This window comes from Trueperaceae bacterium (assembly GCA_031581195.1).
Lineage (GTDB): Bacteria > Deinococcota > Deinococci > Deinococcales > Trueperaceae > SLSQ01.
The window spans coordinates 1-7493 of sequence record JAVLCF010000113.1 but is presented as its reverse complement, the minus strand read 5'-3'; the positions used below and the strand labels follow the sequence as shown (position 1 = coordinate 7493).

Here is a 7493-nt window from a genome sequence, read left to right as displayed (position 1 = left end):
CGCGACGACGCCCCACCCCCCTGGCTGGAGCTCCGCCGCGCCCTCCTGGCGCGCGACGTCTGGACGCCCGCCGACCTCCGGGCGTTGGGGGAGGACCACCCGGCGTACGCGCCGTGGCTCGACGGGCACGCCGAGGTGCTGGCGGAATACACCTTCGCCGTCCGGCTCCGCGACGCGGACACCGGCGTCCCGGCCCGCCTCGACGCCGCCCGGCGCGAGGCGGGCGAAGCGACCCTGGTGCGCTTCCTGGCGCCCGGGCGCGCCGACGACGACGCCGCGGCGGAGGCCGCCGTCGACGCCCACCCGGAGCTCGGGTGGGCCGCCGCGCAGCTGCTGGCGCGGCGCGACGTGCGCGCGGTGCGCTTCCGCCTCTGGCCGGTCGGGGAGGCGCCCGTCGATTGGCCCGAACGAGGCCCCGTGCGGAAGGTCTGGGGCCGCATGGAGCGCACCGTGCGCGAGGTCCGCGAGGCGCTCCCGCGCTGGCAGGCGGGCGCGGTGCCCGCCACCCCGGGCTTCGCGTGTCGCGACTGCCCCGTCTTCGACCTGTGTCGCGAGGGCGTCCGGTGAGGGTCCGCGTCGCCTCCGCCGGGACCGGCAAGACGACGCGCCTCGTCGCGCGCTTCCTCGAGGCCATCCAGGCCGGGACGCCGCTGCGCCGCATCGCCGGCGTGACGTTCACCCGCGCCGCCGCGGCGGAGCTCCGCGAACGCGTCGGCGAAGGCCTCGACGTGCTGCTGGAGCAGGGCCGCTACCTCGACCTGGTGGCCCTCGACCCCGACGCCCGGCCGGCGGTCGAACGCGCCCGCCGCGAACGCGACGGCGCGACGTTGACCACCATCCACGGCTTCATGGCGCTCGGGCTGCGCCTCTCCGCGCCCCGCCTCGGCCTGGATCCGGCCTTCGGGACGCTCCCCCCGTGGGAGGCGCAGGCGACGTTCGACGAGGAGTTCGCCGGCGTGCTGCTCCTCGCCGAGGACCCGGAGCACCCGCTGCACGGGCCCGCCACCCGCCTCGCGGGGCGGGCGGCGGAGCGCGCGGGCATCCTGTTCCGCCAGCGTTCGCTGGCGCCGACCCTGACCCCGGCGGACGGCGACGCGGACGCCGCCGACCTGCTCGCGCTGTACCGCGCGGCGTACGCGCGGTACCAGGCGCGGATCGGCGCGGCGCGCCTCGCGCCGTCGGAGATCGAGCGTCGCGCCCTGGCGCTGGTCGAGGTGCCCGAGGCCCGCGCCCGCCTCGCCGCGCGCGCCCCGCACGTCATCGTCGACGAGTACCAGGACGTCAACCCCGTCCAGGGGCGCTTCTTCGCCGCCCTCGAGGACGCCGGCGTCGAGGTCGAGGTGGTGGGCGACCCGAAACAATCGATCTACGGCTTCCGGCAGGCGGACGTCGAGGTGTTCCGCGCGGCGCTCGCGGCGGGCGAGGCGCTGCAGCCGCTCACGCACACCCGCCGCCACGCGGTCCTCGTGACGCGCTTCCTGAACGCCCTCACCCGCAGCCTCGCGGGCCGCGGGGAGGGCTTCGGTCCCGACGAGGCGCCGGCCGTCCAGGCGGCGGGCGCGCAGGCGGACGTCCACGGGCGGGTGGAGATCCACTGGGCGACCGGCGCGCCCCGGTTGGACGACCTACGGCCGCACGAGGCCGCCGTGCTCGCGGACCGACTTCGAGCGGCCCACGAACGCGACGCGATCCCCTGGTCGGACATGGCGGTCCTCGCCCGCAACTACGCCGGCCTGGAACGCGTCCGCACGGCGCTCGCGGCGCACGGCGTGCCGGCGGTCCTGCGGCAGGGCCGCGGCTACTACGAACGCAGCGAAATCCGGGACCTGGTGCACGCCCTCCGGGTCGGCATCGACCCGACCGGCCCCAGCCTCGCGCCGTGGCTGCGCGGCCCGTTCGGCGGCATGACGCCGGACGCGATCGATGCGGTGGTGCGCGCCGAGGACCCCGTCGCGGCGCTCCGCGACGGCCATCCGCACGTCGCGGAGCGCGTCGACGCGACCGGCGACGCGGTCCGCGCCGGCCCGCTGGGGGCGCTGCGTCGGCTCCTGCGCGAGCCGTTCCTGGACGGCGAACGGTTCGTCGATCGCCTGGACGCGCGCCAGCGCGACAACGTCGACGCCCTGTTGTTCGAGGTCGCCGAACGCCCGCCCGGCGAACTCGAGGTGCTCCTCGAACGCCTCGATCTGCTGTCGCGCCGCGCGAAGGAGGCGGGCGACGTCCCCGCCGACGGCGACGGCGTCACGTTGATCACGGTGCACGGGTCGAAGGGCCTCGAGTGGCCGCTGGTCGCCGTCGCCGACGTCGGGGCCCAGGGGGGCGGTCGGCCCGACCCCCTCCACGTCGTGGACGGCGTCGTGCACCTGCCCGGCGGGCCGGGGTTCGACGCCGCCCGCGCCGCCGACCTGGAGCGCGCTCGGCAGGAGGGATCGCGGCTGTTGTACGTCGCGGCGTCGCGGGCGCGCACCGTGCTGATCCTGACCGGGAGCGTGCCCGACCGCGGCCCGCAGGGGTGGGCGGCGTCGCTCGCCGCGATGCGGGTCGGGCCCGACGCCGCCCCCCGCGACGAGGACGGCATCGTGCTCGCCGTCCACCCGCTCCCCGAGGACGGCGGGGGGCCGCCGGCCGCCGCCCCGCCGTCCTCCACCCCGCCGTCCTCTGCCCCGCCGTCCTCCGCGGACGCGGAGGACGTGTCGCGTGAGGGCGGACCCGCCGGCGCCCCCCTGGCGGAGGCCCCGTGGACGCGGGCCGCCTTCCCCGAGGGGGAACTCCCGCCGGTCGAGAGCCCCTCGCGCGTGCGGGGGGACGCGGACGACGAACCACCGTCCCCCTCCGCCCCGCGGGCGTCCGGCGACGTCGAGCCGCCCGCCGAACCGCTGGCGCCCGGCGCCGCGCACGAGGCGGGACGCCTCCCCGGCCAGGCGGTGGCGGTGGGGACGCTCCTGCACGACGCGATCCGGCGCGACGCCGACCCCGACGACGACGCCGAGATGGACCTCCTCCGCGCGCAGGAGGTGATGTTCCCCTACGCGCCGGACGAGCAGGCCCGGCTCCTGGAGGAGGTGCGCGCCATGCTCCGGACGTACCGCGGGCTGTTGGGCGGTCCGCTCCCGCCCCTCGAGGCGCGCACGCGGGACCTCCGCGAGTGGCCGGTCGTCCTACCCGACGGTCGTCAGGTGTGGCAGGGCGTCATCGACCGGCTGTACCTCGTGGACGGCGTGTGGACGCTGGACGACTACAAGACCGACCGGACGATGCGCCCGGGGCGGTACGCCTTTCAGTTGGCGACCTACCGCGAAGCGGTCCGGCGGGCCCTCGGGGTGGACCCCGTCGCGCGCCTGGTGAACCTCCGCGACGGCGCGACGTACCCCTTCGATCCCGCCGACCTCGACGCCGCGTGGGCGGCGCGGCCCGGCGGGGGTCAACCGACCTCGACGACGTCCGGGTCGGGGGTCGGTTCCTCGCGCAGCGACGCCTTGTAGGTCAGTTTCGTGTGGGGCGGCACCGACCGCGTCAACCAGACGTTCCCGCCGATCACGCTGTCGTGCCCGACCTCGGTGTCGCCCCCCAACACCGTCGCGCCGGCGTACACGACGACGCGGTCGCCGAGCGTCGGGTGCCGCTTGACGTCGGCGTCGGCCTTGCGGACGCTCAAGCCGCCCAGCGTGACGCCCTGGTACAGCTTCACGTCGTCGCCGACGACCGCGGTCGCGCCGATCACGACGCCGGTCCCGTGATCGACGAAGAAGCGCGCGCCGATGCGGGCGGCGGGGTGCACGTCGATGCCGGTGTGCCGGTGGGCGTACTCCGCGATCATGCGCGCCATCAACGGCACCTTCCGGCGCCACAGGGCGTGCGCCACCCGGTGCGCCACGATGGCGCGCACGCCGGGGTAGGTGCGCACCACCTCGTCGCGGTTCTGCGCGGCGGGGTCGCCACGCAGGGCGGCGTCGACGTCCAGCTCGAGCGCGGCGTGCAGCTCGCCGAGGTCGGCGAAGAACGCCGTCGCGACGCGCTGCGCGAAGTCCGGCGTCCCGCGCGGGCACCGCTCGACGAGGTGCGCGAGGCGCGCCTCGAGCTCCGCGACGAACGCCGCGAAGGCGGCGGCGTCGGCGTGCGCGCGGGTGGCGTGCTCGGGGAAGAGGACCCCCGCGAGGTCGTCGAACCAGGCCTCGACCTCGCGGGGTGGGGGGCAGCTCGTCAGGGTCTCGTACGCCGCGAACCGGTCGCGGACGAAGGCGTCGATGCGTTCGGACTCGCTCACGCCGGGAACCCTAGCGCGCCCCGGGCGGGCGGCGTGTGCCGCGCATCGCGGATCGTGGGCGGATCCTCACCCCTCGCGCCGGAGCGCCGCCTCCGCCGCCCGCACCCCCGCCATGCCGTGCACGCCCGGTCCGGGCGGCGTCGCGGCGCTGCACAGGTAGGTGCCGGGCAGCGGCGTCGCGTACGGCACCCGCGCGAGGTTCGGGCGGGCGACGAGTTGACGGAGCGTCGGCGCGCCGTTCGCGACGTCGCCCCCCGCGACGTTCGGGTTGTCCGCCGCCAAGTCCGCCGGGCTCCACGTCCGTTGCGCCCGAAGGCGGGCGCGGAGGCCCGGCGCCGCCGCCTCGAGCTGGTCCACGATCCGCGCCGCCAGGGTGCGGATGGCGTCGCCGTCGCCGGCGAGGGGGCGGGGGAGGTGCGCGTACGCCCAGAGCGGCTCGACGTCGCCGGCCCGCCGGGTCGCGTCGAAGCGGCCGGCCTGCGCGACCAGCACGTACGGCGTCGTCGGGAGGCGCCCGTTCGCGACGTCGGCCTCCGCCGCCGCGATCGTCTCGAACGACCCCCCGAGATGGACGGTGCCCGCCTCGTGCACCGCCGGGTCGCGCCAGGGGACGCCCCCCTCCACCGCGAGGTCGAGCTTCACGACCGCTTCGCCCGGCCGGTAGCGCCGAAGCGCCCGCACGTAGCGCGCGGGGAGGCGGTCCTCCCCGGCCATCGCGAGGAACGCCGCCGGCGTCACGTCGAGCAGGCGGAGGGGCGCGTCGGGGAGGTCGCGCAGGTCGCGCACCTCGACGCCGGTCGTGACGCGCCCCCCGAGCGCCTCCAGGTAGCTGCGGAGCGCGCCCGCGAGCGCGCCCGCCCCGCCGCGCGGGAACGGCCACCCGACGCGTTGCCCCATCGCGGCGAGCAACAGCGCAGGCGCGGACGTCGCCGGCGCCCCCAGCGGGAGGGCGGCGTGCGCCGCCAGGCCCGCCCACAGGGCGCGCCCGTGCGGGGTACGCAACCCCTGCGCGACCCACGTGGCCGGGGGGAGGCCGCGCAGCCCGAACCGGGCCAGCGCCAGCGGGGCGGCGGGCCAGCGCAGGAGGGGCCCCAGGACGTCGGGGGCGAGGGCGTCGAGGGTGCGGGTGGGGGGGCCGGTCAGGAACCGCCAGCGGTCGGCGTCCAAGCCCAGGGCCTCCGCGGTCGCGTCGAGGTCGGCGAACAGGGTCGCGGCGGGGGCGCCGGCCAGCGGGTGGGCCAGGGGGCGGGGCGGATGCACCCACGCGAGCCCGTACTCCGCCAGCGGCCAGGCGGTGAACGCCGGACTCGTCACGCCGAACGGATGGACGGCGGACCCGACGTCGTGGCGAAGCCCGGGGAGGGTGGCGTGGTGCGTGCGCGCCGCGCCGCCGACGTCGTCGGCGCGCTCCAGGACGTGTACCGACCGCCCGGCGCGCGCGAGGGTGATCGCGGCGGCGAGGCCGTTCGGGCCGGCGCCCACGACGATGGCGTCGGGCGTGCTCACGCCCGCAGGGTACGCGCGCAGGCCGGCCGCGCCGGTGGTCCCGCATGCGCGCCCGGGGTAGCGTGACGCCCATGAGCGCCCCCGCGACCCACCTCGAGCGCGAGATCTTCGAACAACCCGACGTGTTGCGGCGCGTCCTCGCCGACGACGCGGTCCTCCGCGTCGGGCGGGAGATTGCGCACGTCGACCCGCACACGGTCCTGACCCTCGCGCGCGGTTCCAGCGACAACGCCGTCACCTTCTTCGCGGGCGTGGCCGGCACCGTGCTCGGCGTGCCGGTCGCGTCGATCCCCCCGAGCCTCCCGACGCTCGCCGGCGCCCGCCTGCGCGCCGAGGGCGGCTTGGGGATCGGCGTCAGCCAGTCCGGCGAAAGCCGGGACGTCGTCGCGGCGTTGCGGGCGCTCGAGGCGGGCGGCATCCCGACCCTGGCGGTCGCCAACCCCGAGACCAGCGCCCTGGCGCGCGGCGCGCGCTGGTCGTTGTCGCTGCACGCCGGCGAGGAGCGGTCGGTGGCGGCCAGCAAGACGTTCACCAGCCAAATGATGGTGCTGGCCCGGGTCGTGGCGGCGTGGGCGGACGACGCCGCCCTGCACGCGGCGTTGGCGGCGGTCCCGGACGCGATCGAGGCGCTGCTGCGCGACACCCGCGCGATCGACCAGGCGGCGGTCCGGTGGACGCACGGCGACCGGCTGGTGGTCCTGGGGCGCGGACCGTCGTTCGGTCCGGCCGCGGAGGTCGCGCTCAAGACGAAGGAGACCGCCTACCTGCATGCGCACGCCTACAGCAGCGCGGAGTTCCAGCACGGCCCCATCGCCTCGCTCGGGCCGGGCGACCCGGTGTGGATGCTCGCGCCGTGCGACGCGACCCTGCCCGCGCAGCGCGAGGCCGCGGACCGGCTCGTGGACGCCTCCGCCGACCTGACGGTCGTCTCCGCCGACCCCGACCTGCTGGCCAAGGCGACGACGCCGATCCCCCTTCCCGAGGGGCGCGACCCCATCACCGACGCGTTCCTGGGGGTCGTGGTGGGGCAGTGGTTGGCGCTTCGATCGTCGCTGGAGCGGGGCCTCGATCCCGACGCGCCGCGCCACCTGCGCAAGGTCACCCAGACCCGCTGAGGCGCCCCCCGGGGCGCCTCAGCGGCGCGCGTCGAGGGCGGCGGTGAGCGCCTCGCGCACCGCAGCGGGATCGGCCCGCCCTCCGGTCGCGCGCATCACGGCACCGACGAAGAAGCCGATCAGGCCCTCCTTGCCACCCAGGTAGCTGGCGACCTCGTCCGGGTGCGCGTCGAGGACCTCCGCCACGGTCGCCGCGAGGGCGCCGGCGTCGTCGATGCGGGCCAGACCGCGCGCCTCGACCCGCTCGGAGGCCGACCCGCCCTCCGCCACGAGTTCGGCGAGGAGCGCCTTGCCGGTCGCCCCGCTCACGGTCCCCTGCTCGACGAGGGCGACGAGGTCGGCGAAGCCGTCCGGCGTCAGGGCCGCGTCGGCCAGGTCGACGTCCCCCGCGTCGCTCAACGCGCGCGGCAGTTCGTTGAGCGCCCAGTTGGCGAGCGCCTCGGCGGAGGCGCCCGCGCCGGCGCCGTGGGCGGCCTCGACGAGGCCGGTGGCGCCCGCGTGCTCGGCGAGGCGGGCGGCGTCGCGGTGCGCCACGCCGAGCGCCTCGAGGCGCGCCAGGCGGTCGCGGCCCGCCGCGTCGAGGGTGGCGGCCTTGTCCGGTTCCGGTG

6 protein-coding genes are annotated in these 7493 nt (G+C 77.5%); 3 read left to right on the top strand and 3 right to left on the bottom strand.

Translation table 11 applies throughout. The annotated features are described in order from the left end of the window. Both RI554_09625 and RI554_09620 read left to right on the top strand, forming a co-directional pair. Positions 1-567 (top strand): hypothetical protein (locus tag RI554_09625; GenBank protein MDR9392273.1); only part of this gene is annotated, 567 nt, incomplete at its 5' end. Beyond that, positions 564-3482 (top strand): UvrD-helicase domain-containing protein, encoded by a 2919-nt coding sequence (locus RI554_09620; protein MDR9392272.1) that lies wholly within the window; start codon positions 564-566, stop codon positions 3480-3482. The genes RI554_09625 and RI554_09620, both read left to right, overlap by 4 nt. On the opposite strand, the gene epsC is transcribed toward RI554_09620, so the two are convergent. Together epsC and RI554_09610 are read right to left on the bottom strand one after the other, a co-directional pair. Then, a complete protein-coding gene (gene epsC / locus RI554_09615) occupies positions 3422-4264 on the bottom strand; it encodes a serine O-acetyltransferase EpsC (GenBank protein MDR9392271.1) in 843 nt (280 codons plus the stop codon). The genes RI554_09620 and epsC overlap by 61 nt on opposite strands. A gap of 66 nt (positions 4265-4330) precedes the next feature. Continuing rightward, the gene (locus RI554_09610; GenBank protein MDR9392270.1) at positions 4331-5770 is read right to left on the bottom strand and encodes an NAD(P)/FAD-dependent oxidoreductase; all 1440 of its coding nucleotides are present in this window, start codon (positions 5768-5770) and stop codon (positions 4331-4333) included. Between the two features lie 71 nt (positions 5771-5841). Between RI554_09610 and RI554_09605 the strand changes: the two genes are divergently transcribed. Then, positions 5842-6885 (top strand): SIS domain-containing protein, encoded by a 1044-nt coding sequence (locus RI554_09605; GenBank protein MDR9392269.1) that lies wholly within the window; start codon positions 5842-5844, stop codon positions 6883-6885. 18 nt (positions 6886-6903) lie between these two features. Here RI554_09605 and RI554_09600 read toward each other — a convergent pair. Further along, positions 6904-7493 (bottom strand): glutamine--tRNA ligase (locus RI554_09600; protein MDR9392268.1); only part of this gene is annotated, 590 nt, incomplete at its 5' end.

Excerpts from the sequence above, each read along its gene's own strand:
- RI554_09605 (MDR9392269.1), top strand. The coding sequence starts at position 5,842 with ATGAGCGCCCCCGCGACCCACCTCGAGCGCGAGATCTTCGAACAACCC.